General features: G+C 42.9%; 21 protein-coding genes. 16 read left to right on the top strand and 5 right to left on the bottom strand.

Translation table 11 applies throughout. The features are described from left to right. The first annotated feature begins 33 nt into the window (after positions 1-33). The 6 genes from BC351_RS30595 (at position 34) to BC351_RS30570 (ending at position 5,141) form a co-directional block, all read left to right on the top strand. Entirely contained in the window at positions 34-558 is a 525-nt protein-coding gene (locus BC351_RS30595; RefSeq protein WP_079414474.1) for a GNAT family N-acetyltransferase, read from the top strand. 22 nt (positions 559-580) lie between these two features. Then, complete coding sequence (locus BC351_RS30590) at positions 581-1,381, top strand: P-loop NTPase family protein (RefSeq protein WP_079418184.1); 801 nt, start codon at positions 581-583, stop codon at positions 1,379-1,381. A 631-nt stretch (positions 1,382-2,012) separates the two neighbouring features. Further along, positions 2,013-2,231: a hypothetical protein gene (locus BC351_RS30585; protein WP_079418182.1), complete on the top strand. Its 219-nt coding sequence runs from the start codon at positions 2,013-2,015 to the stop codon at positions 2,229-2,231. Positions 2,232-2,410: 179 nt separating this feature from the next. Further along, positions 2,411-3,043, top strand: a complete 633-nt coding sequence (locus BC351_RS30580) for a DUF4515 domain-containing protein (RefSeq protein ID WP_079418180.1) — start codon at positions 2,411-2,413, stop codon at positions 3,041-3,043. A gap of 895 nt (positions 3,044-3,938) precedes the next feature. Then, positions 3,939-4,472: a hypothetical protein gene (locus BC351_RS30575; protein ID WP_079418178.1), complete on the top strand. Its 534-nt coding sequence runs from the start codon at positions 3,939-3,941 to the stop codon at positions 4,470-4,472. A gap of 264 nt (positions 4,473-4,736) precedes the next feature. Further along, entirely contained in the window at positions 4,737-5,141 is a 405-nt protein-coding gene (locus BC351_RS30570) for a GNAT family N-acetyltransferase (RefSeq protein ID WP_079418176.1), read from the top strand. 385 nt (positions 5,142-5,526) lie between these two features. On the opposite strand, the gene BC351_RS30565 is transcribed toward BC351_RS30570, so the two are convergent. Next, a complete protein-coding gene (locus tag BC351_RS30565; RefSeq protein WP_079418174.1) occupies positions 5,527-6,195 on the bottom strand; it encodes a stalk domain-containing protein in 669 nt (222 codons plus the stop codon). Between the two features lie 386 nt (positions 6,196-6,581). On the opposite strand from BC351_RS30565, the gene BC351_RS30560 reads away from it, so the two are divergent. Together BC351_RS30560 and BC351_RS30555 are read left to right on the top strand one after the other, a co-directional pair. After that, the gene (locus BC351_RS30560; protein ID WP_079418172.1) at positions 6,582-7,229 is read left to right on the top strand and encodes an HAD family hydrolase; all 648 of its coding nucleotides are present in this window, start codon (positions 6,582-6,584) and stop codon (positions 7,227-7,229) included. Positions 7,230-7,448: 219 nt separating this feature from the next. Further along, positions 7,449-8,561 carry a dienelactone hydrolase family protein gene (locus BC351_RS30555; RefSeq protein WP_079418170.1) on the top strand — a complete coding sequence of 371 codons (1,113 nt, stop codon included), beginning with the start codon at positions 7,449-7,451 and terminating at the stop codon, positions 8,559-8,561. 755 nt (positions 8,562-9,316) lie between these two features. Here BC351_RS30555 and BC351_RS30545 read toward each other — a convergent pair. Next, a complete protein-coding gene (locus BC351_RS30545) occupies positions 9,317-9,736 on the bottom strand; it encodes a GNAT family N-acetyltransferase (protein ID WP_079418166.1) in 420 nt (139 codons plus the stop codon). A 378-nt stretch (positions 9,737-10,114) separates the two neighbouring features. Between BC351_RS30545 and BC351_RS30540 the strand changes: the two genes are divergently transcribed. Beyond that, positions 10,115-11,242 carry an NADH:flavin oxidoreductase gene (locus BC351_RS30540; RefSeq protein WP_079418164.1) on the top strand — a complete coding sequence of 376 codons (1,128 nt, stop codon included), beginning with the start codon at positions 10,115-10,117 and terminating at the stop codon, positions 11,240-11,242. A gap of 456 nt (positions 11,243-11,698) precedes the next feature. On the opposite strand, the gene BC351_RS30530 is transcribed toward BC351_RS30540, so the two are convergent. Both BC351_RS30530 and BC351_RS30525 read right to left on the bottom strand, forming a co-directional pair. Further along, the gene (locus BC351_RS30530) at positions 11,699-13,114 is read right to left on the bottom strand and encodes a sensor histidine kinase (RefSeq protein ID WP_158082281.1); all 1,416 of its coding nucleotides are present in this window, start codon (positions 13,112-13,114) and stop codon (positions 11,699-11,701) included. Position 13,115: 1 nt separating this feature from the next. Beyond that, complete coding sequence (locus BC351_RS30525; RefSeq protein ID WP_079418158.1) at positions 13,116-13,829, bottom strand: response regulator transcription factor; 714 nt, start codon at positions 13,827-13,829, stop codon at positions 13,116-13,118. A gap of 210 nt (positions 13,830-14,039) precedes the next feature. On the opposite strand from BC351_RS30525, the gene BC351_RS30520 reads away from it, so the two are divergent. From BC351_RS30520 to BC351_RS30500, 5 genes are read left to right on the top strand one after another with little or no spacing between them, the layout of a single operon-like run. Beyond that, positions 14,040-14,873, top strand: coding sequence for a carbohydrate ABC transporter permease (locus BC351_RS30520; protein WP_079418194.1), 834 nt, complete (start codon positions 14,040-14,042; stop codon positions 14,871-14,873). Positions 14,874-14,895: 22 nt separating this feature from the next. After that, positions 14,896-15,753 (top strand): carbohydrate ABC transporter permease, encoded by an 858-nt coding sequence (locus BC351_RS30515; protein ID WP_079418156.1) that lies wholly within the window; start codon positions 14,896-14,898, stop codon positions 15,751-15,753. 19 nt (positions 15,754-15,772) lie between these two features. Beyond that, a complete protein-coding gene (locus tag BC351_RS30510) occupies positions 15,773-16,915 on the top strand; it encodes an efflux RND transporter periplasmic adaptor subunit (RefSeq protein ID WP_079418154.1) in 1,143 nt (380 codons plus the stop codon). Positions 16,916-16,928: 13 nt separating this feature from the next. Then, positions 16,929-18,272 (top strand): ABC transporter substrate-binding protein, encoded by a 1,344-nt coding sequence (locus tag BC351_RS30505; RefSeq protein ID WP_158082280.1) that lies wholly within the window; start codon positions 16,929-16,931, stop codon positions 18,270-18,272. Continuing rightward, positions 18,265-18,783, top strand: coding sequence for an RNA polymerase sigma factor (locus BC351_RS30500; RefSeq protein ID WP_079418150.1), 519 nt, complete (start codon positions 18,265-18,267; stop codon positions 18,781-18,783). The genes BC351_RS30505 and BC351_RS30500 overlap by 8 nt, the downstream gene beginning before the upstream one ends. Positions 18,784-19,351: 568 nt before the next feature. On the opposite strand, the gene BC351_RS30495 is transcribed toward BC351_RS30500, so the two are convergent. Further along, complete coding sequence (locus BC351_RS30495; protein WP_158082279.1) at positions 19,352-19,657, bottom strand: copper amine oxidase N-terminal domain-containing protein; 306 nt, start codon at positions 19,655-19,657, stop codon at positions 19,352-19,354. Between the two features lie 411 nt (positions 19,658-20,068). On the opposite strand from BC351_RS30495, the gene BC351_RS30490 reads away from it, so the two are divergent. Both BC351_RS30490 and BC351_RS30485 read left to right on the top strand, forming a co-directional pair. Beyond that, positions 20,069-21,040, top strand: coding sequence for an alpha/beta hydrolase (locus tag BC351_RS30490; protein WP_079418146.1), 972 nt, complete (start codon positions 20,069-20,071; stop codon positions 21,038-21,040). Positions 21,041-21,263: 223 nt separating this feature from the next. Then, positions 21,264-21,767 (top strand): RrF2 family transcriptional regulator, encoded by a 504-nt coding sequence (locus BC351_RS30485; RefSeq protein ID WP_079418144.1) that lies wholly within the window; start codon positions 21,264-21,266, stop codon positions 21,765-21,767. The last annotated feature ends 52 nt before the right edge of the window (positions 21,768-21,819 follow it).

Here is a 21,819-nt window from a genome sequence, read left to right as displayed (position 1 = left end):
TGTAAGTTAAATTCCTGTGAAGGAGAATGTAGAGTGGAAGAAAAACGGGAAATACAACAAATAACAGATAATAACAAAGAACAATTTGTAAACTTATTTAATTATTATCTCTATGAGCTTTCAGTTTACTCACAGGAGGATATCGGACCAGAAGGCACATTCGATATGGAAGATATCTCGCCATATTACAGGGATGTACGGTTGTATCCTTACTTTATTAAGCTTAATGAAAAAATCGTCGGGTTTATCCTCGTTACTTCCCCTCCTTATGTTGCAGAAGATGTGGACTATTCGGTGCAGGAGTTATTTGTATTGCCCAAATATAGAGGCACGAATATTGCCAAAGATGCTGTCATGCAAATTTTTAAAATTTTTTCGGGTCGGTACGATGTGGGTATGTTCAAATCGAATGTAAGAGCGGTCAAATTCTGGACAAAGATGCTGTCATCACTTGATATTCCTGTCGTTGTGGAAGAAGGCTTTATTGAGATTAAAGGAAATGTAATACAGACGATAGGTATGAAATTTACGGTATCCGATATGAAGTTACGGTTATAAATAAGAATTGGGAGCAAATCGCATGCAAAACAATTGCAAACTAATTTTGGTGGAAGGGTTGTGTGGGACGGGCAAATCGACGTTAGCAGAACGATTGCATTACTACCTGGTACAGCAAGGCATTTCCTCCCGTTTTTATGACGAGGGTGCAATAGGGCATCCTGCGAGTTTAAATTGGCACGCTTTCTTTCGAGAAGACGAATATAAGGACCTTCTGATGCGATACCCAGACAACGTTAATGAAATCAGATCATGGGCCATAAAAAATGGTAACAATTATCTGATTCCTTATCGTGAAGTCAATGAATTCAAAGAGTTGGATGCGCTCTATTCAGAGTTGGAGTCCCGAGAGCTATGCTGGACGGATTCGCCAGTAGCCGCGCTGTCAGAGTTTACATATTCGATTCAGCGGCATTGGGCACGTTTCTCTGAGCTTGCCAGCACTTCAGAGGAGGTATATGTACTCGAAGCAGTGTTCTTTCAGCATCAAATTCATGACTTGTTAGGTCATTATCAAGCTGTTGATCACAATATCGAGCAGCATATTCAGGGAATCGCCGATCAGATTGTTGCTTTGCATCCTGTGGTGATTTATTTAACACAGCCGAGTGTGCGGGAGCAGCAGGTTTGGATTTCTTCCATCCGTTCAAAGCCCCACTTTGCGACGGAACAAAATATTGGGTTTATGGAAAACCGCAAGCGGATCGAATTGAAGCTGCTTGATATGCTGCCATTTCCAACCTATATAATTGAAAATGTAAACCTGGACTGGGATGAGGTCTTTAGTAATATGGTGGAGGCCATAGGTCGAAAAATCGGATAAAGTGTGCGGTAGACTTTAACAGCAATGGATTGTTAAGCTAACTGGGAACTATAGTTGAACAAACCACAACAGGCTGCCGCGGCAGCCTGTTGTGCTAACGGACAGATTTCGTTAATACACAACAGGGTCGCACAAAGCAAACTAATATTGTTATAAGGCATAAATGTTCAGGAGCAGTTCCTTACTACCTTCTGGTACTATAAATTTTTAATACTTACACATAAGTACAAATGAATGATAAATTTATTACCAAAAAGGCAGGGGCTGTATGCTTGATGCTGTAGTTGGATTATTGATTAGAAAAATTGGTTTTATTTTGTTGGGTGGTGTGGTCCTTACTACAATTGTTGTTTTATTTATTATGGTAATAGTCTCCATTATTAAAGACAATAAACAATGAATCAGATACTTCAAATGAAAAATGCGTTACATTAAGCTCACAGGGACTATAGTTCAATCATGACATGACGGCAGCCGCATTACGATCGGCTTCCTTTGCTTGTTGAAGTAACGGGAGTTTGTTTAAAACTTAGTAAAGATGAGCATTCAAAGGAATGGTTCATGGAACAATGAAATTAATCAACGGGACGCCATCTTTTGACCCAATCGAGATTTATGGGGGAGAAAAGTAATGATGAGAAGAGTAATGATTGAAATTTTAAAGCTTATTGCAACCGTAGGGGCAGTAGGTACAATGCTTTGTCTGTTATGGTTAGGAGCAGGGACATTGTTTTTTGATGACCCTACTATAACTTACAGCGAATTTCTTTTGCATGTTGGAAAGTATTTTGCTATTTCAATTCTTTTGCTCATAATATCAGTGTGGTCTATTAAGAAACATTTCAATTAATTTCATACTAATTTAAACGTCTTAACACACGAACGTGAATTCAACTAACGAAGACGATAGCGCGGCGATGGAACCAATCCATCGCCGATTGCATTTCTGCAAGCCGCACCATTCCGCTAACTGGCAGTAATCTTTCATATAATTGATTTCAAATATCAATTTAGTCGGAGGTTTTTTAAGTGAGCCACATAAGAGGAGTTATTCTTGAGGGGTATTCAAATGCTGGAAAAACGTCTGTTTTAAAGGCTTTAAAGCTACTTCAAGCACAGGATGAATCATCGGAGCGTAGTATCATTGTTCTTAGTGAACATTATTCCCAAGTATTAAACAATGTTCATGGAGAGTTTCAACGTTTAAATCGTGAAGAACATCTTCAGCTATTGAGAGAACGGGTTAGCATGTTACGACAATTAAACGAATGGGCTAATTATCTGGGTCCAGATGCATCTCGGGGATCGAGAGGTTTATTTTTTATATTGGAAAGATTTCATTTGAATCACAGAGTAGCATTTCCCACCATATCTTCACATGAAATCGAATTACTTGAAAATGAAATGCTCAACCTTGGGGCTAAATGTGTATTATTAACAATATCTCCTGAAAACGTAGAGCAAAGAATACAAAGTCGAACACCTCACGAATGGACGAACAAAACAGGAGAAGAAATCAAAAAGGCAGCCGATGAATTTATACATACTCAATTGGAATTATGTAATCAATCTAGTATATCTGGCATCCCAACCATAGAAATAAATACTGATAATAAGGATTGGATTGCATATGCAAACAAAATAATGGATTTATTACGCTAACGATAGTTGAACAAACCTAAAGAGGCTGCCGCGTGCAGCCTTTTGCGCAAACGGACGGGATAACGAAACCTAACTTACACAATTAACATCTAAACAAGAGTGAGACTAAATGAAAGGAGTGTTCGTTTGGTCAATTTTGGAATAATTATAGTATTGTTTATAGGTACCGGATTACTATTCGTCATACGTTCGAAATCGTCACAAAGGAGTTTAAGTTTGCGTTGGGTAGGTTATGCACTTATTCTAATGGCACTATTTCTTGTTGTTATTAGAATACTATTCAATCTCAATGAAGCATCACATTATCAATAAATATCAACATCTCAAGGTTAAGGAACGCTGAACGAGAACTCAATAAAAACAAGAAAAGGCACCCGACCTTAATGGGTCGGTTGCCTTTTCTCAACTAAAGGGCAGTAGAGTGTGGTGGCAGGTGCCTGCATTTTTTAAAACAAGTAGATTAATTTGTTGGGATATGAAAGAGTTTAAAGTGTGAGAGAGTATATTTCATTTCTATAACTTTGTATACTGAGAAAAGGAAAAACAAAATGTACTTAATAAATTCAAAAACAATTGAAGTTCTAGACGCAACGTTATCTGGAGTTATGAATAACGATAGGTTAATAGAATAGTACATAAATATAGATTAAGGAATTAATTTAGGCGAAACTAAAGACACAGAGACAGCTAAAAAACTCATTAGATTTGATACGTCAGGTCTGAATTACTATAAAGAAGATGGAACTTAATACCGGAAACTATTAAGAAACGGAGAACTATAGTTGAGGAGATCGCCTTTGCGTCCTCTCCTCTTTTTATTTACTGAGGAAATAGGAAGGATAATGTAGAGTCTACGAGGAATAAAGTTTCGAAATTATTCAATAGAGGTGTAGAGATGAAAAAAGAACAACTTCTTAAAGAAATGAAACAAGATATGCTCCGTGAGATTAGAAATGCAGTAAAAGAAATAAAGCTACGCGATTTAGATGAAGTATGTTATATTTCCCTTTTTGGGACTGAGAGCGAACCTGTTCTTGGACTAATCACACTTGGTATTAAATCCTTTCGGGATGAAATGATTCAAGAAGAAGTTAGTGAAAAGTTAGAATATTTATGGAATTCCGCAGAAATGCCTGCTAATTACCAGGTAGGGTTAGAGAAAATACTGCCTTCGTTTCAGAATAAACAGGAATTATTCATGGAACTAACTGAGGACGATGATTGGGAAGAGACATGGGAAGCATCTCAGAATGTAAGGTTTGAGGTTGCATATGAATTAAACTCCTTTGACTGGAGCGGAGTTTTACCGATAACATCTGATTTTGTAATATATTCGGAATGGGAAGCTATCGTTGTTGAAGATGGCGACTTGACAAGAAGCATTCCTACCGAGAAGCTACAACTACTTAAGGAACAGGGATTGGCATAAGAAAAGTGGCGTTAGACTCTAAAGAAAACTTTAGTTCAATAAACAATAGGGAGCAGAGGCCATGGCTACTGCTCCCTGTCTTCATTAATGTAACTGGAAGTTTAACGCTATAAGCTCTCAGGATTAGTATGTTTAAGCAAGAGAGGTATTTTTATGAATTTTCTATGTAAATGAATACAAATTCTTCTTCAGTCAATCCATATTCTATACATATTTTTAATGGTAATATTGGAACCGTAGATAGTATGAAAGGAAGTTATATGGATGAGTATTTATTACGCTTCAAGCATAGAGGATATCACTAAGGATGCACTCCAAGAGTTATTCCTTTCGGTAGAATGGGAGTCTGGCAAGTATCCAAATGAGCTTTTACAAGCAATCAGAGGGTCTCATTCAATTGTTACAGCTTGGGAAGGAGGGAAGCTTGTCGGTTTAATAAATGCTTTGTCAGATGGTGTTTTAACGGTATATTTTCATTATATGCTTATTAATCCGAGTTATCAGAGTAAAGGTATAGGTAAGGAATTAATGAATATGATGCTTGATAGATATAAAGGGTGTAAAACAAAAGTATTAATTTCTTATCCTCATGCAGTGGATTTCTATAATAAATTTGGCTTTAATACAGAGGATGGAGCTACACCAATGTTTATTTCAGAGCTGATATGATTTAACTAACGGGACACAATAGTTCAACATCAATTAGTGAGATTGAAGGGGTCCAGCCAACATTTTAACCAAAATATACGATATTACAATATTTGCAAGTAAAAAGCCGAGTTTTCTTACCTTGTGTGTGATTAAGAATGGTTTTTACACATGAGGGTATCCAGTCTATGAGTTATTTTTACACGTATGCCGGTTCCCCCCATTATCATGGTGAGAATCGGCTGTTTTTGTATTCAAATTACCTTAACGTTGAATTCCTATTGCCATTTTTGTTCCATTACTACACAAACCCCTCTCTCTATAGCACAAAAAAACACACATGATCAAGACAAGGTCTTGATCATGTGTGCTTCCTTTATTCAAATGTTGCAAATATCACGCAAAATTATTTGTAATATGAGGTCGTTAAGGGTACGAACATCCCTGCATTCTTACCAGGGTTTACAAATTCATAAAAAATAGTGACTTCTTTTTCTTCAGCCACATTGACTTCGATCGTTTTCAAACCATCTTCGACTTTCACATTATCATGCTGGATCTGTTTACCAGCAGCATCTTGAATTATTAGTTTGATTTCTGTGTCGACAGCTGCTACTTGTAAATACAGTTTTTGAAATTTCTTATTTGGCTCAAAAGTGAAATTGGAGCCTCCATTGTCACTTGTAATGTTGAATACTTCCACATAATCCTTGTTCTTATATTTAGTCAAAGTAGGGTCTTTAATTGAAAGAGCAAAGGATTGAACAGCATTAACCGGGGTACCCTCGACTTTTTCCCCGAATAATACGCTGTTTGTTGCTGCATCGTAGTCTACTGCAACACTTAGTGAATTGGCAATAGCTCTAGCAGGTAAATACGTGCTTCCATCATAAGTAATAGGGGTGACCACGTTTCCTTGTTGATCCAATAGCGTAGCTACTTTACCATTCACTTTAACTTTAATATCGTTGTTCAGGTAAGCCTTAATTTCCTGAAGATTTGCATTTGCATAAGCGCCTACTCCAGCACCAAATAGCATAGATATTCCGATGATAGAAACAATTGTTTTTTTCATAAGTAAACGTTCTCTCCCTTATAGTAGCAATTTCTTATTGTAACCTTCATTTTGTTCAGAAATAGATATCAAATATTATCTATAATTTAACATTATATTACCATACATGAGTTATGCAGTTGAAGCAAATTGTTGGGAATTACGAAAAAGAGAACAATGACAAAAATACTTAACTTTTAGAAAACGCATGTTTAACTACGGAGAATACCCCTTGAATCGTGGTATACCTTCTAAAATTCAGGTGATGTTTAATGAAAACCCTAGAAGAAAATGGTATAAAGCCATTAAACTTATAAAGGTGATTGTTTTTAAATAAGGAAGCAGGATATAATTGGGAATAGGTTTGAGAAAAGTTGAGTTGAGATGAGAGAGGGAGCTGAGTTGAGATGAGCCGATTTAAAGGTATTTTTTTTGATTTGGACGGTACTTTAATTAATAGTGAGGGACTGGGTACAGAAGCTTATAATTACGGGATTCAAAAAGTCTTAAATCGAGAAATGAACGAAACTGAAAAACAATTCTTGCTCGGAAAACCGTTTAACGCTTTAGATATTGTATTCCCATTGTTATCATCTTCCGAAAAAGAAGAGATTATTGAAGAAACATTAGTCTATTATAGAAAATATAATCATCTGATTGAAGAATATGATGGGATTAGGGAAATGATTAAAATCCTCCATGAAAATGGATTTAAACTTGGGATTGTCACTTCTAAATTAAAACAAAATGCAGAGACAGAATTACGAAACACGGGGTTGTTTTCTTTCTTTGAGGCAGTTTTGGCAAAGGAAGATTGTCTTGATTTTAAACCAAGTCCTGTTCCTTTATTACAATTAGCTGAAAAACTTAATATACAGCCAAAGCAGTGTTTGTATGTTGGAGACCAGCCGACAGATATACAAGCCACACATGCCGCAAACATGACTAGCGTTGCGGCTCTTTGGGGAGAAGGTAAACTTGATAGGCTTTCCCCACTAAACCCAACATTTTTATTTAATAATCCAAACCAGTTAATTGAAATATTATTAAACTAACTGGGAACGTTAGTCTAATACATGGAAGGGCAGTTCTCGCAACTGCCTTTTTTTGTTTTATACAGAACAAAAAAATCATGTCAATAATTTTAATGAATAGGTAAAATTAGTGCCTTTAATTTCCAAATTATAACATCTAATATGTATGTTGTAACGATGATGGAAGTTCCCATTAATTGCTACATGCAAATTATTTTATTTTGAATGGAGGATGCAAAGTTGAAACTTAGTAAAAAACGAGTGCTTTTCCTCACTATAATTTCTACATTATTGAGTATTCTGGGAGTAACAGGTTTTATTATCTCTTATAAAGTAACATATTGGGCTAAGCATTTAGGACAATATAAGTTAGGAGATTTAGAAATATTCAGAAAGTATTCATCAACAATAAATATTCTCGCTGTGTGTTCCATTATTTTATTTTTACTTACAGCTCTTATTTTAATGAGAGTCATTCAAAAAAAATCAAGAAAAGCAATTGCAGCTCTATCCTTAACTTTTTCAATAACAATTGGCTCCTATTTATTTCTTTGTCTCATTATTTATCAAAATCTAGACGGAATTATTAAAATTAATCATTTGGTTTATCAACCTAAAAAGATTGATCAATCTATTTCTGATAAGATTAGCTTACTTTATAGTAACGCTGAAGAGATTAAACTCAACACATCTGACAATATAAACTTGTATGGATGGCTTATAAAAAATTCGAGTGATAAAAAAGCCCCGCTACTTATATACTTCGGCGGTTCTGGGGAAGAAGTATCTGATATGATATCGTTTGCTGAGGGTTTAGAGGGATGGTCTGTAGCACTGATTAATTATAGATCGTATGGACTGAGTGAAGGAGAGCCAAGTAAGATTAGTTTATACAATGACGCTAATTCTATCTATGATTACTTTTCAAAAAGAAGCGATATTGATAATAAGAAAATAGTCTCTATGGGATATAGCCTGGGAACGGGGATCGCTGTGAATTTATCAAGTGAACGTTCTACAGAAGGTACAATCCTCATTTCCCCATATGATAATAATTCCAAATTACTAAGCCATAGAATATCAAATGTCTTAAAGCTACATAACATGTTTCCTCTTTCACCGTTTATCGAAGAATCCTTCAATTCATTAGAAAAAGCTCCTTCTATTAAAACTCCGTTGTTATGCTTAGCAGGTGACTTAGATATAAATATTCCTATCGAATATTCTAAAAACCTTGTTGCTGCATGGGGAGGAGAAAAAACAATGAAGACGATACATCGTGGTGATCACTATTTTATATTTTCGAACGGGGAATCTTGGAATGAAATAAAGAACTTTTTAAAGGGAGTATGACCGAAATTAAATTTAGGTTTGTCCCTGTAGGGATCAGGGCTGTGGAGCAGATTCATTAAGAATTAACGTAGGAGGTTGATATATGCAGAGGGAATCCAAGATTAACTTGACCATACTATTGACTTCTTTTTTTGCAGCCATTGTTTTATTTTTTCTAATCGATCTATTTACCTTAAAATATAGAGGAGAAGGTCACGGTATTTCAGGAAATGGAAACTTTGGACTACTATTCGTCTATCCTGCCATCCCTGTTTACTTATTCATGTTGGTCTTCGTTTATAAAATCAGTAGATCATATTATCGTAATCGAAATAACATTACCATATTGCCTGTGATTATACTGCTATTGCTCTTCCTTTGCGTTTACGGCGAATATAATCTAGTCCAATCTCTCTTCCGTCATTTGAAAAGGGGAGAATTTCCTCCAGATGTCTTTACATTCCCTTGGCCGTTTTATCAATATACAAATACACTATATTTTAACTACTTCACGTTTACTATTGGAGTTTTGCTAACATTATTGATTAGTTTCTGTGTCGAGATATTTAGAAGAAGGAAATTAAATCGCACGCAGCAATTATGATTAGTTGTTTATTGAACTAACGTATCAAATTAATGGGTTATTATTCTATGATGAAATGGAGAGGGAGCAGATCGCCGCGGCAGCTGTTCCCTTTTCCAATGAAGTAACTTTTAACAGATATGAAAATGACGAACATCTAAGAAGACTTGCCGTTACAGGCAGCGCGGAGATGTCAATTGTATTCCATAACCCAATATCTTTCGTGTGGATTACCTTCTTCAACGACTTTCTTCCAGCCCTTACTCTCATAAAATTTCATCGCCGCTTGATTTTCTGATACGCACTTCAATCTGATTGGTTTTTTCATTTTTTCTATAGAGGCATGGAGCAGCAGACCACCAACACCCTTACCGGAGAAATCGGGGTGGACGAATAAATTATGGATAAAGTTATCCGGCAAATACAGAGAAGAAAATCCTAGGATTTGATTATTCTCCTCTGCTAATAAGATATACTCTTCTTCTGTATGCTTATCAAAATCATCCAAAGTCATTGCATCTATATCCGCCCAATGAAAACTTTTACGACGGGATTCCAAATATATTTGTCTTAAAGCTGGGTAGTCAAATTCATTTGCGACTCTAATATTCACATCTTCACTCTCGCTTACTTTATATAATAGGTACCATGATATGAGAAATGGGGGGATTCTTTTTGTTACATTATCGCCTGAGCCAACGAATATTATTATAGACAACAAAAGCTAATTTGTTCAACGGAGAACTTTATTATAATCAAACATGGCGGCAGTCGGCAAACGATCGGCTGCCGTTGTCCCTTGAGGGACGGGCAGTATTCTTCAACTGCATATGTTAAAAATTTGGATGATTGTTAGCGAAGCTGTATGTAAAAGTAGTGCTTTTGCAAATAGTATGGTATAGTAAAATCAATAACTGTAATAATATATATGACAGTTTGAATGGCGAGGCTTATTAAACCAGAATTTATTCGTAATGGAGGTAATGCTAAAATGAATAATCATAAAATCCAACCTGCTTCCAAGCTGAGACCTTTATTCGAGTCCTTCAAGCTTGGTACTTTGGAGCTAAAGAACCGGGTCGTCATGGCTCCAATGACGAGAGCCTTCTCTCCCGGAGGAGTGCCGGGTCCTGATGTGGCTGCTTATTACCGCCGCCGTGCCGAGAACGGTGTAGGGCTTATTATTACGGAGGGCACTCTGATCAACGATCCGGCTGCCACCAATAATCCGAATATTCCGAATTTCCATGGGGAGGAAGCACTGAAGGGCTGGGCTAACGTCGTCGCGGAAGTACATGAAGCTGGCGGGCTGATTATGCCGCAGTTGTGGCATATCGGCACGGACCGTAAGGTAGGAGCCGTTCCGAATCCGGAGGAGTTGCCGATCGGACCTTCAGGCTTGGATCTCGCGACCGGGGAAAAAGTCAATGAGCCAATGAGCCAGGAAAGGATCGATTCCGTTGTTGCTGCTTATGCACAAGCGGCGGCGGATGCCAAGCGGATCGGCTTTGACGGGATTGAGCTTCATGGTGCTCACGGCTATTTAATCGATCAGTTTTTCTGGGAAAAAACGAACCAACGGACCGACAGCTATGGCGGAGACCTTGTGAAAAGAACTCGTTTTGCGGCTGAAATTATTGCGGCTTGCCGTCGCGCCGTAGGACCTGATTTCCCTATCGTACTGCGGATATCGCAATGGAAATCAAGTGATTACGAGGCGAAATTGGCTGCCAATCCGGATGAACTGGCCAAATTCCTTGCGCCGCTTGTAGAAGCGGGCGTTGATGTATTCCACTGCTCGACCCGCCGCTTCTGGGAACCGGAGTTCGCCGGTTCCGATCTGAATTTCGCAGGCTGGGTCAAAAAATTAACCGGCAAACCTACAATCACTGTGGGCTCCGTAGGTTTGGATAATGAGTTTCTATCTTCGTTTAGAGGGGAAAATGCAGGTACGGCGAATGTGGATGCCTTGACCGACAAGCTTAACAACGAAGAGTTCGATCTGGTTGCAGTCGGCCGTGCGCTGCTGGTTGATCCGGCATGGGCGGCTAAGGTCCGCGATGGCCGACTTGACGAGCTGAAGCCTTTCAGCCCTGAAGCGCTGGGTTCGCTATCTTGATTTCTGCTGTAATTCTTCAGTGGAGCTGAACAATTCAGAGGTCGAGCCATGCATAAGCTGATGGAGCACATTCAAAAAGAACTACTTCATACCATTGTTAACGCTTATAGAGATTCACCTAATATTTGAATAACAAATGGCTGTCGAGAAATCTCGGCAGTCTTTTTTCTATATCTGAAAAGAAGGTGAAACATAGATATAGGAAAAACGCTGTTGAGCGTTTCAACAGCATTTCGTAATATGAACTCTAACCCTGCAACACTAAGGAAATCTTTGTGATAAAAAAGATGTCAGTTCCAGCTGGTTTCTCGGCGGATATTGAATACTTACCTACATCTGGGACCGTAATATCATATTCAGCTTTTCTTTCATCACCATCCCAAACGGGTTCAACAGTAGCGATATAGAAGAAAAGCTCAATGAGCTGCCTTATAACCGAACTTGTACTCGGGAATTTCAAAATGCAGATGCATTCGTTGGTAGCGTTGGAAACCGCAAAACAAACGCAGCACCGCCGCCCGGCTCGTTATGGGCCGAAATGCGGCCACGGCACCCCTCAACGATGGCGCGGGAAATGGCGAGGCCGAGCCCCGTCTCGCCGTTCTTTCCTTTGGCAAACCGCTCAAAAAGCTGGGATAATAACGGTTCGGGAATCCCTTGGCCGTCGTCGGTAATTCCGATGTGGATTCCTTCGGCGTCAGCAGAAGCTTGGATGCGAATCGTTTCCTTGGCATAGCGAGCCGCGTTGCCCAAGATGTTGATAAGTGCTTGCAGCAGTTTCTCACGGTCTGCATAGATCAACAGTTCTTGGCCGTTGTCGAGTCCGTTTATCTCAATGTGCAAGCCATTCTTGATGAGCAATGGATCGATGCGCTCCAACGTCTCCGTGATTAATTCCCGTACGGGGAAGCGGTCCATATGGAATATTCCTTCTTCGCTTTCCAGCTTGGAGAGAAGAATCATTTCCGTCACGATTTTTTTCAAACGGTCGCATTCTTTGACGATGACATCTAGACCTTTATTGGCATGCTCTCCCGTAAAGATGCCGTCCTTGATGCCCTCGGCGTATCCCTGAATGGACATGAGCGGCGTCTTCAACTCGTGCGAGGCATTTTGGAAAAACTGCTTCTGCGTGTGTTGGTACTTCTCCAATTCGCCGGCAAGATCGTAAACGGCCTTCGCGACTACTCCGATTTCGCCTCCCGTTTCAATTAACTGAACTTCAGAGAAACGACGCATTTCCACCTTGTTCAATTCTTTCCTCAGGTCCCCGAGCGGTTTGACAAGCCTTCTCGTAATGAGCATGCTCAGTAGGAAAGCGACGATCCCGCCGACGGATAGGATGAGCAGCAGCCGTTTAAACAAGGCAAGCTGCATAGCTTTAATTTTACTTAGCGGGGTTGCCATCATCGCCGTGACCCCTTGCCAGTCCGGTTCGCTGCCTTGGCTCGCGGTTAACGTTTCGACAATATATTGATCGTTTTTGCCTCTCCAGATTTTCTCTGAGTCGAGGTTGTATTGTTTCGATAATTCCATCAGCTCTGCCGTCGCTTCGCCGGACAAGGTACTGTAGACCACCTGCTCCCCAGGCGCGATCAGTACTGCGTTCGTGATCCCAGTAGAAGGAGTCGTTTCGATGTTTGTCGGTGCATCCGTTATTTGCATCGGCATCATCGACATGACCGGCATGGTAGGTATGAGCGGCATGACTGGAGTAAAATCCATCAGCAAGCTGGCTTGATTTCGCAGCTCTTTCCGCTGGTTGTCCACCAAATTATCAAGCAGCAGCGGATAAATCAGAACCGCAGTGATCGCCAAAATACATAGCAGCAGCAAGGCAAATGAAAGATGAAGCCGATAAACCATTTTCATCTTATTGACCCGTCCTTTCCATTCGCAGCCGATAGCCATGTCCCCATACGGTATCGACCGGAAGCTCTTTTATTTTTCTGCGCAGCCGCTTTACCAGATCGTCGATCGCCCGATCACTCCCGTAATAATTATCTCCCCAAATCAACGTAAGCAGTTCATCCCGGGTAAACGCCCGATTCGGCTGCTCGGTCAACGTCTGCAACAATTTAAATTCCTTCAGCGTTATTTCGACTTCTTCCGCACGCCAGAAAACGCGCCTTTCTTCCATAACGAGCCGCAGTTCGCCAACTTCGATCGTCGCATACTCGGGCCCCGAAGGGGCGGAATTCTCCAGGGCTTGGCGAATCGAACTGACCCGGTGGAACAAGCGGTTCACGCGCGCGACCAATTCCCTCGGGCTAAAAGGCTTTGTCAAGTAATCGTCGCCGCCAAGCTCGATCCCGAGGATGCGATCGACTTCTTCGTCACGTGCCGAGATCATGACGATCGGCACTTCCGCCTCTTTGCGGATATGCCGGCATAACTCGAAGCCGCTCATCCCCGGAAGCATGATGTCAAGAATCCACATGTCGGGCGGATCGTTCTTCCACAGCTCGAGCGCGTCTTCCGCCGTCGATAATGTAATCGTATGGTATCCCTCTTTGAGCAAATAAGCCTCCACGATTTCCCGAATCTGGGCATCGTCGTCGACTACGGCGATTTGATAGGACTTCATGCGGCAACCCCCTAACGTTTATCGAGAACCATTTTACCATAATAGATTCCGCTGAGGCCGGATTCCACACTTTTTCCACATTGCTTTCATATTTACTAACCGGATTTGTTTGTACACTAGTCTACGTAAAGCCGTTCCTCACAAATCGTTTACCGGCTCCCGAATGGAGGTTTCTTCTTGAAATTTCACCGTCTGGCCCGCAGGGAGCTTATGGCTGCCCTCGGTTTTCTGGCTCCGAGTCTGGCTGGATTTGCTGTGTTCTATCTCATTCCGTTCGGCCAGAGTGTCCTGAATTCGTTTCAGGATCGACTCGGAGGAGGCTTCACGTTGTCCAACTACGAGGAGCTGCTCCTCAGCTCCTCGTTTCAAAAAGCGGCGTCCAACACATTCTGGTTCACCGCGATCAGCGTGCCGATCCTCGTCGTCGTGTCGCTCTTGTTGGCGCTGCTTTTGAACCAGCGGATATTTTTCCGAAACTGGCTCCGCACTGCTTATGTACTGCCGCTTGTTGTACCCGTAGCTTCAATCGTGCTTGTCTGGCAAATTTTGTTCGATTGGAACGGTGCACTAAACGCCGGTATGGAGTATTTCGGCTTTAGCCGCCACGACTGGATGAAATCCGAGTGGGCTGGCTTAGTAATCGTGTTGGTTTATGTATGGAAGAACATCGGATACAACGTCATCCTGTTCCTGGCTGGTTTGCAGAACATTCCGGATCATTATTATGAAATCGCCGGTCTGGAAGGGGCGGGTCCCGTTCGTAAGTTGGTCGGAATTACGCTCACGTATTTGACGCCAACGACGTTTCTGGTCGTGCTCATGTCCGTGCTGAATTCGTTCAAGGTGTTCCGCGAGACGTATCTCGTCGCCGGCGCTTACCCGCACGACCGCATCTATATGATGCAGCACTATATGAACAATATGTTCCTGTCCCTCGATGTCCAGAAAGTCTCGTCTGCAGCGGTGTTGATGGCGCTTTGCATTATGGCGCTCGTGTTCGTGCTGTTCCGTACGGAGCGGATTTTCCGCTCTTATATGGAGTAAGCACAAGAAAGAGGTGAATGACATGACGAAGGAATGGGTCATACCGCTGTTGCGCTCGTTGCTCTTGATCGCGATCGCCGTCCTGCTGCTGATGCCCGTCGTCTTGACCGTCGTTAGTTCCTTCATGACGGAGCGGGAAATTCTGGCGAATTACCGCATGTTAGGCAAAACTGACACGAGCGTATTCGTTAATCTCAAATGGATCCCCGACTGGGTTTCGTTCCAGCAATACGACAAAGTATTGATCGCGACGCCGAAATTTCTATACCTGTTCTGGAATTCCGTATCGATGGTGGCTCCTATCATCATTGGACAAGTGACGGTGGCAACGCTCGCCGCATTCGCGTTCGGAAAGCTGAGGTTTCCAGGCAGGGAAGGATTGTTCTTCCTCTACTTGATGACGATGCTGATGCCGTTCCAGGTGACGCTGGTACCCAACTACTTGATGGCCGACCGGTTGGGTCTTCTGAATCATCCCAGCTCCATCATATTGCCTGGCGTATTCGGCGCCTTCGGCGTCTTTCTGCTTCGGCAATTCATGCTCCACATCCATTCGGCTTATATCGAAGCGGCCAAAATGGACGGGGCGAGATACTTGCGCATATTCCTATCGGTTGCGCTGCCGATGGTGAAGCCGGGCATCGCTGCACTCGTCGTGCTGCTGTTCGTCGATTATTGGAACATGGTTGAACAACCGCTTATTTTTCTGCAGGACGCCGAGATGCAGCCGCTTTCGGTCTTTCTCTCCCGCATTCAGAAAGATGAGCTGGGCGTCTCGTTTGCCGTCTCGGTTGTGTATATGATGCCTATGGTACTCCTGTTCTTAAGCGCCGAACGGTATTTTATCGAAGGAATTCAGCTTTCCGGCGTGAAAGGCTGAGCGAAAGGAGATTAGCAACATGGTACTGCAGAGACAACGGATTGCCGGCATTGCATTGGCTGCGTTCCTTCTCATATTGGCGGGGTTGACGTTGTTCAGCCAAACACTTCAAACTGCATTGCTGCCTAAAGTGACGATAGATAAACCTGCGAAAAAAACGTTGGCTCATCGCATCGAAGGCAGCGGTCTGATCACACCGCGCCGGCAAATCGAGTTAAACAGTGATAGCGGCTGGAAGGTGGTGAAGGTTCATGTCCGTGGTGACGAACAAGTAAAGAAAGGCCAGGTGCTCGTTACGTTCGACGCAGCGGAGGCGCAGCAGCAGCTTCTCGATGCAGAAGACGAGCTTAAGAAACGGAATTTAAACCGGGAGCTGCTGCAAGAACAGTTCGTCGACGTTCAGCGAACAGGGGACGAGGGAACGACTCGCAAAGCGAAACGCGACTTGGAATTGGATCGGCTGGATCGGGACATAGCGATGCGGAGAATCGAAACAATGCGCAATGATCTGGCACGAAAACGCACGTTGATAGCTCCTGCGGACGGCAAAGTGTTGAATCTTCAAGCCAAGGAAGGCTTGAACGTTCCTCAAGGCCAGCCGGTGCTGACGCTGGTGGAAGCCGGCGAAGGGTTCCAATTCACCTTCACGGTGGATAAAGAGTCTGCCGATTTGATGAGAAAGGACGAAAAAGTGCCTGTTAACGTGAATGGGGATGAGCCGCGTCAGATCGAAGGAACAATCGCCGAAATCAAGGCCGCTTCCCCGGGAAACGGCGGCGGAGGTGCCAACAAGCCGGATATGGGTAGCGGTAATTCAGACGGAGGCGCCAAAGGTCAAAGAACGATTGTTGTCTACGTGTCGGACGATGGTCTGCAGGGAGGTGAGTCAGCCAGTGTTAACCTGGAGAAGCCGCTCAAGGAGCAGGGGCTCGTCATCAATAAAAAATGGCTCAAAAAAGACGGAACGGGCAGCTATGTGTTCGTCGTTCGCGAGAAGCGAAGTTCACTCGGCAACACGTACACGGTCCAGAAGACTTACGTGAAGACGGGGAAGGCGAACGACGAGGAGGTCGCCGTGCTCGGAGGCGTTTACTCGGGGGAAGACATCGTGACGGAATCGAGCGAGCCACTGCAGGAAGGCAATCGGGTTCGATTAAATTGAGAGGATGATTCATTTGAAAAAAATAGGGTTAATCGTGACGCTGTCCAGCGTTCTGCTGTTATCCGCTTGTTCCGGCAACGGCGGAGGCGAATCCAAGGGCGAGACGAAGGGCGGCAAGAAAACCGTGGTTGTCTCGGTTATGATGAAAGATCGTTTCTTGGAAAGTGCTGTGCAGAAATTTGAGGAAAAGCATGCGGACATTCATATCGAAATGAAGGAATACAAGGCGCTGCCGAAAACTGGAGAAGGCGGCATGAGCATGGAATCCCTCTCGCTGGCAGATATCGAAAAGTATGGTCAATCGGTGACGACACAGGTTATTTCTGGCAAAGGGCCCGATCTTATGCTCATGAACGAATTGCCTCAGGACAAATTTGTCGGCAAAAAACTGTTGGTTAACTTGAACGATCTGTTGGCCAAAGACAACTCATTCGACCGAAACGCGTTATACGCCAATATCTTGAAGGCATCCCAAGACGGGGACGGCCTGTATGTCATACCGCTCTCCTATTCGCTTGATCTTGTTCGCGGAAATACCGAGTTATTGAAGAAGGCGAATATTTCAGTGGACCAGAATAAACCATGGAGCTGGATGCAATTTAAGGATGTCGCGAAGAAATTGAAGCAACAAGGGTACGAAGGATTCGAAAACCTGTCTCCCACAGACCTGCTCTTCGATTATATTGAGGATAATTACGCTCAGCTCGTCGGGCAGGGCAAGCCGGGCTTCGACTCGGAGTTGTTCCGCAACATGATGAAAGAAATCAAGTTGATGTATGACGAGGGCTTGCTCAATGAAGGGCTTTCCGGGTTTGCGTCCACTTCCAGCAAAGGGGCATTTATAATGGCAGGCATCTACAGCCCCGAGGATGCATTGACGATGGCCTCGAATCTGGATTATTACCAGAAGCCGAGCGCAAACGGAAAAAAGAATGGTTTACCGTTCAAGTTCCATTACAGTTTGGGGATGAACAGCAAATCCGGCGTTCAACCGGAAGCATGGGCATTCATCAAGTTTTTGCTTTCTGATGACATGCAAGCTTCGCCGAATCTCACGGGATTGCCGATGAATAAGAGCGTCGCCGATCAGAGATTCAATGAAGTGTTGCAGAAAATCAAGAACGGAACGCTGGATACGCCGATACCGAAAAACATGCTGCCGGATATGGAAAAGGCGAAAAAACGGATTGAAGAGGTACAGAAGCTGATCTCGGAGGCGGACCTCCGAAGATCCAGCGATATGAAAGTATTAACGATCGCGATGGAGGAGTTCAATAGCTTCATGAGCGGGCAGAAATCGGCGGAAGAAGTCAGCAAGCTGATCCAGAACCGGGTGAAGACGTATATAAATGAGTAACGTCGAATCGTTCCAAGTGATGTATTCCCGGTATTTCAAGCAAGTGTATGCTTCCGCCTTCTCGGTCATCAAGGATCGTGAGCTGGCACAGGACGCGGTTCAAGAAACGTTCTTGAAGGCTTATCGTCACTTCGACTCGTTGGAGCAGCATGATCACCAAGAAGCATGGCTCAAGACAATTTCCCGCAATGTGGCGATTGACATGTATCGCAAACGGTGCCGGGAAATGAACATCTATGGTGCGTTGAGGGAAGCCTACAAGGACGAAACCGATGTTGAGCGGACAATCGTCGATCAGGATTTCCTTCATGGATTGCTTTCTTCGTTAGAGCTTGTCAACCGGCAGGAACTGCTGCTCGTCTACGAATATGGCTTGACGTATGAACAGCTCGCTGACTATCAGCAAACGTCGATCAGCGCCGTGAAGTCAAGAATCCATCGAGCCAAACAGAAGTTGCGCGGCGTGGCTTTGCGAGGGAGCGCTGGCACATTGTATCTTTCGGCAAAATGAGCCATTGTGTAAAAGCCTGCAAAAATACAGGAGTTCCCTGGTGAATTGGGTTAAAAAGTGGAAATGCCTGCAATTGTGCAGGCATTTTTATCTTTTTCAGCCGCTCATCCAGAAAAAGCCTCAAAAGCCTGCACAAACGCAGGAATTTAATAGTTAAGGCTATTCCAAGAGCAAAAAAGATGCATAATTGCAGGCTTAGAGAAAGCAACTGGAACTAGATTCAGAGAAAGAAGGAGGCTCATCAAGAGATTATCAGAACCCGTAACAGTTATAGTGAAATAGATCCTGACAGCTATATTCATACGAATGCAAGAAGTTCACATGCAGAACGACCAGTTTATGTCAGGTTAAAATGTGCAAATTCGAGCTGCCGGTAACATGCCTATCCAAGGATTGACGAGGCAAGATCAATCGAGTATTAGTTTGAAATGGAAATAGCGCCCGATAAGCTCGGACGCATCGCAGCCAGCATGAATACGCAGATTTTTGTTCAATCACGGGGAAGCGGGGACGAGAAGGGAAGACTGTTGCTTTTACTAGATCGAGAATGGAAATTCAATCTGATCAATTATTTTAATCCACCCAGGTTCGTTTTCATACTATCATCCATGAGAACGGGTGTTTGCAACGAAATCGTGCGTGTTGCATCGTCATATTTTACTTCAGCACCAAGCAGCCCAGCGACTTCGCGGACTGGCAGATAGGACGTGCCGTCCACGACGATAGGCGAGGTCTGCAGCGCCTTCTCGGTGCCATTGACCTTAATAACGAACTTCGTAACTGTCGCCCGCACCGTCTCGTTCGTCGCGGCCAAGGCCGACGTTGCTGATCCGATCAGCAGACCGAGGGAGAGAGCAAAGATTACTTTTTTCAATGGTATCAGCTCCTTTAAAGTTTGTATTTGCCTTACACGATTCATTGTACCGCTCAACTTAGGCAAAACTTTGGACGAAATGTGGAAAAACGGTGGGATAGACTGCCAATCATGCCGTCGGTGTCAATGATGGCGGACTGATGCTCCGCGAAGGCAACGCTCGTCAGATGCAAAGATACTCGCCGATCCAATATGTCAACAACGAGTCTTATTCATTGTTGGCATATGAATAACTGTTCGCATTATTTAAACTAAGAGTAGATATGGGGATGTGCACAATGGTTAGCTACCGGATACATGCTCATTCCGAACAATTCAACAGGGTCCGAATTTTTGAATAAAACGAAGAGCAATACATCATAATTAATTATGAATATTTGTATGGAGAAAGAAAACGAGGAGACTATAAGTATGAGCGAGCAAAAAAGCAGAAGCAGGCATCTGATTGATTCGGAGATTATTAGTGCAATTGATTTGATACCAACAAGCGATCTTTCGGAAACTACGCTAATAGAATCACGTACTAATCTATCAAAAATGATGCCACAAATTGATGTAACACAGATATTCCCTGTCACATTCGAAGAAAAGACGGTTCCGAGTTATTTTGGCGGTCCAGATATTCGCATAGAAATTATTAAGCCTCGCCAACCTAAGTATACTAAGATGCCGCTGTATTATTCGATTCATGGTGGCGGAATGGTTATGGGCAGCCCAGTCGGTGATCGTTCAGGCAATGCGTCATTGGCTGTACAACATGGTTTTTGTTGCGTATCTGTGTATTATCGTCTAGCGCCAGAACATATTCAGCCAAGTCAGCTGCAGGATTGTTATTCGGGCCTGAAATGGTGCATTGAACATGCCGAGGAATTAGCGATAGATACACAGAAAGTTGCTATTGCGGGCAGCAGCGCTGGCAGTGGTTTAGCAGCGGGTCTAGCCCTATACGTTCGTGATCAGAAGGAATTCGATATCCATCATCTGCGGCTGCGCAGCCCAATGCTCGATGACCGTACGAGTATTACGCCAGAACATCCATATGCCGGTGAATTTGTTTGGACATTACGAAGTAATTATTTCGGCTGGAAATCTGCATTAGGACACGAGCCTGGTCAGGAGCAGGAAAGTGAGTATTACGTGCCTGCTCGGGCAAAATCACTGGCTGGTTTGCCACCCACGTATATCAGTATTGGCAGCATTGATCTGTTCATAGATGAAGCTTTATTATTTGCAAAACAACTGGTCTTTGATGGTGTCTTAGTTGAATTACATGTATACCCTGGATATCATCATTTGTCTCCCATGTTTCCGAATGCGCATTTTTCTCAAGAAGGCGCTAAATCAAGTGAACACGCCTTACTGAAAGCTCTAGGGTTACTTTGATTGTAAGCCCAACGTAGGAGTGGAGGCATTAGTCGGGGAACAGCAATCACTTTAAAGGCGTCTAAGAAAAGCAGCGGTAATCTAAGACTTATTTTTCAAGTCCTAGATCGCCGTTGTTTTGTTGTTATAAATTAGTTTAGTTATTGCAATTTGAAGTTGGATCGTTTATTATGGACACTACAGGTCTACATTAATGATAATTTTGAGAAGGGAGGTGGCAAACTTGCAGTACTCCAAAAGTACAGATTATGCCCTACACGCCTTAGTCTATCTGGGACATTCGGAGCGTTGCAACAATGTCGGGATCAAGGAATTATCTGGGAAACTAGGTGTTTCCGAGAGTTATTTATCCAAAATCATGTCCAAGTTGAGGCAGGATGGAATCGTGCGTGCTGTGCCAGGGGTGAACGGCGGCTATGAGCTTGCCAAAGCAGCTGAACAGATTACGTTTCTTGATGTGATTCAAGTGATTGAAGGAAGACAGAAGTTGTTCGAATGTTCCAATATGAAGTCGCAGCAGCATCAGTTGTTAGCGGAAGAAGGGACTGCCCTGCGGGAGCGGGATCAGAATCAGGATCAGGAGCGTTCAGGAAAGAATGAATGTTTGGTCGAGAAGGTGATGGAGGGCGCGGAACAGCAGCTGCATCAATACTTGCGTGAACACACGATTCAGTCGTTACTGGATGAGGCTTTCAAGCGTTGCAACCACGAGGCAAACAAGAAGTGATACACTTCTTGCGCCTTAATTATGGATATCATAGATCTTCGGAGGTGTATAT

The sequence above is a fragment of the Paenibacillus ferrarius genome (assembly GCF_002027705.1).
Lineage (GTDB): Bacteria > Bacillota > Bacilli > Paenibacillales > NBRC-103111 > Paenibacillus_E > Paenibacillus_E ferrarius.
This window is presented reverse-complemented; position numbering and strand designations above follow the sequence as displayed.